The 3,285-nt window shown below is 59.2% G+C and carries 4 protein-coding genes; all 4 read left to right on the forward strand.

The genetic code is table 11. From position 1 onward, the window contains the following. The coding region (locus KGZ66_06020; protein ID MBS3985140.1) for a hypothetical protein at window positions 1-221 on the forward strand (221 nt) is incomplete at its 5' end. Then, complete coding sequence (locus tag KGZ66_06025; GenBank protein MBS3985141.1) at window positions 218-517, forward strand: hypothetical protein; 300 nt, start codon at window positions 218-220, stop codon at window positions 515-517. The genes KGZ66_06020 and KGZ66_06025, both read left to right, overlap by 4 nt. Beyond that, the gene (gene pglZ / locus KGZ66_06030) at window positions 517-2,562 is read left to right on the forward strand and encodes a BREX-3 system phosphatase PglZ (protein ID MBS3985142.1); all 2,046 of its coding nucleotides are present in this window, start codon (window positions 517-519) and stop codon (window positions 2,560-2,562) included. The genes KGZ66_06025 and pglZ overlap by 1 nt, the downstream gene beginning before the upstream one ends. Further along, the coding region (locus tag KGZ66_06035) for a hypothetical protein (protein MBS3985143.1) at window positions 2,556-3,285 on the forward strand (730 nt) is incomplete at its 3' end. The genes pglZ and KGZ66_06035, both read left to right, overlap by 7 nt.

Genomic DNA, 3,285 nt, shown 5'->3' on the forward strand with positions numbered 1-3,285 from the left:
TAGGCGTGCCTAGGTCGATAAGCGTGGCTATGGGTGAGAGGTTTATCCAGGAAGCGCCGGCTGCAGCAACCCCGCGCATTCAGCGCGCGCGCGCATGGCTTGAGCAAAGTTCAGCCGTCACGTGGCAGCAAGTAGCGAAGGATGCCAACCTGGCCATGGACGGAACCCGGATGCGCGCTGTGTGGGGCATTATTACCGGCTCTAGGAGTGGCCTCTCTTGAACCAGGGCGATTGGGTACAGCTAAACGACACGGGCGCAATCGGCAAGGTGCTGGAGGTTGAAAAGCTCTGGGGCGAAACTTTGTGCCGCGTCTGGCTGCTTGAGAGCGATACGGTGGTGCGCATTCCCGCGGCGCGCCTTAAGCCGCTAGACGGAGCCAGCGGTGTATTGTCGGAGAAGATTGCTTACGTGGCGGCCGCGGCTGCCGGTTCTAGGCGCATTATGCCTTTGTTTCTGGCTGACAACGGCCTAGTCTTTTTGCTGCCGCTGCTTATTTTGCGCGTAGGGGGGAGCTAATGCCAAGTGAACTAAGCTGGCGCGAGAAGATCCTCAGGGAGTTTACGCCGCACGTCGCACGGCTGACCCTGGTGGAAGACCCGGACGGGCTTCTGTCGGAAGAGGGCGTCCTGGCAGGCATTCGCGAGCGGGGCTTTACACTCCTCCCGTTTGAGGATCACGTTGCCTTCCGCTATGCCTATGAAGCAAAGTTTCGCGCGCGTTGGGATGAGGGCGAACAGGCAGAGCTCGTCGTTGTGCTACGCTCTTTGGACGGCCAAATGGACGAAACGCTGCCGTTTGACCTGTTGCAGGCAGGCAGGCGGCTGGCCTTTAACCTAGGCGACATCTTTCCGGGCCTGAGTTACCCCGTAGTGGCAGCGCTAGATAGGAGCGACCTCGATGCTTTGTCTCTGGCCTACGCGACAAACGCGCCTAGTGGGCTTAGCGAGAACGCCACCAAGGATTTTGTGCTCCGACACGTGTATCAAGTCGCGCCGGAGCTAATTAGGGAACCGGCAGACCTCCTGCGTATGTTGCTGCGCCGCCACTACTACGGCCGGTGTCTGCCCGCACTCTTAGACGAGCGTTTGGTCACGCTCTTGCGGCAAAACGCGTGCTTTGGTGAATGGCCGCTAGAGCGCTTGGTGACAAGGCGCGAGGACTTCTTTCGCTTTTTGCAGGAGCGGTGGCCGACGTTTGTCGACAGCGAGCTTGGCGGGCAAGCATCGCATGTACGCGAAGCAGCACAACATCGCTATACTGTGCCCGGTCCCGCCGACCTTCCTTTTGCACACCACGATGTGCGCGTCTACATCGACAACCTGTTTGCCGAGGGGCTGTTAAGCGCGGTGCAGCGCGACGATGCGGCGCGTTTGCCTAAGACTTGGCTGCACATCGGCATCAAAACAGCACCGGGCGAGGACCGCTCCCGCCGGCTAGAGAAACTGGTGGCCACACTGCGCTCATCTGTCCCGTCTGGCGCCGCGAAATACACGGAATGGCTACACTTCGCGCGAGGTTGGGCCGAACTCCTAGTACTTGTGCACCAACCGGGCACCGTCGGGGAGGGAGTAGAGCTAGCTGCGGCGCGTGAACTAAAATCAAGCGTGGACGAGGCCTTTACCGCATGGCTTCTCTGCCGCTACGCCGGGCTTTCTAACCTGCCGCCGGTTCCGCCGGTAATGCTCCACCACGTGCCGCGTATGTTGGCCCACCTAGCGCATGACGAACGCACCAAGGTTGCTCTGCTCTTAATAGACGGGCTAGCCATGGACCAGTGGCTTATCGTGCAAAGAGCCTTAGCAGCCCGCGTGCCCGAGTTTCGCTTTCGCGAACAAGCGGTCTTTGCCTGGCTGCCAACCTTAACTTCTGTATCGCGCCAAGCAGTTTTTGCGGGCAAGATACCCGGGTTTTTCCCGAGCAGCATCCATACCACCGCCAAAGAACCGGCGCTCTGGCGGCTGTTCTGGGCGGAGCAGGGGTGTGCCGCCGAGCAGGTGGAGTACATCAAGGGATTAGGCGAAGGCAGCTTGGCTGAAGTAGCGGAGAGGCTTTCGCACCCAGAAGTGCGGGTTGTCGGGCTTGTAGTCGACAAAGTCGACAAAATTGCGCATGGCGTACAACTCGGCACTGCCGGTCTGCACAACCAAATCGAGCAGTGGGCCAAACAGCCCTATCTAGGCGACCTGCTTTGCCTGCTGCTAGAGCGTGACTTTCGGGTCTACCTCACTTCCGACCACGGCAACACCGAGGCGACAGGCTGCGGCTCTCCCGCAGAAGGCAGCCTAGCAGAACTTAAGGGAGAGCGCGTGCGCATCTATGCGGACGCCTCTCTGCGCAATAAAGTAAAAGACCGGTTCGCAGGCACGCTGCCTTGGCCGGCCACGGGCTTGCCCGAGCATTTTCTGCCGCTTTTCGCACCGCCCGGCAAGGCCTTTATTGGGCACGGGGAACGCGCGGTTTGCCACGGCGGAAACTCTCTCGCGGAGCTAATCGTCCCGCTCGTCCAGATTGACTTGCCTCTGCCCTGTGCGCCGGCAGGGAAGGGGAGTGAATCATGCTAAGGCTTGGGCAAGTCGGGTTTAGCCAAAGAGTGCGCTTGGAATGGCTCGACACGACAGCATACCTAGTGATGGCTGGCAACGATAGATCTGCGGTTAACGCGGCTCTGCAGGCAATGTTAAGCGACAAGCTGTCCGTAGGCGGGCAGGGTAAAGGTGGCAGCCGCGACAAGACGATGGTGATTCTCCGCAAGACGTGGCTAACGGTGCCTAAAGAGCTTGTTTGTCTGCGCAACGAAGGCTTGCAGTTGCTAGCGCGCCTGCCGCGCGAGCGGCACATTGTCGTCCACTGGGGCATGGTCATGGCGGTTTACCCCTTTTGGGCCTCGGTTGCGGCCATAGTAGGTCGCCTGCTGAGGCTACAAGGCAGTGTGGCCGCCGCACATGTGCAACGGCGCGCGCGCGAGCAGTACGGAGAGCGCGAGACAGTATCTCGCGCGGTGCGTCGCATTTTGCGTTCTTTTCACGATTGGGGCGTGTTGCAGGAAACAGGCGAGAAGGGCGTGAAACAAAAGGGACGGTTCTTTATGGAAATATATAAGAATCCGAACAGCAAAAAGGTCAGAGGCAGCCACGTCCTAGAAGTGTGCTGCGCCTACTGCAAATGCTTCATTGCCCACTATAGAAAAGTCGGCGAGAGCAACTTGGTCAAGATGTACAACGAGCGCATAATTGACGGCTCCATTGACTTTTCCAAGCATCACGGCGCGCTATTCTGTCCCAAAT

The organism is Selenomonadales bacterium, from assembly GCA_018335585.1.
Lineage (GTDB): Bacteria > Bacillota > UBA994 > UBA994 > UBA994 > UBA994.

Coding starts and splice junctions, on each gene's coding strand:
- pglZ (MBS3985142.1), top strand. CDS start 517: ATGCCAAGTGAACTAAGCTGGCGCGAGAAGATCCTCAGGGAGTTTACG.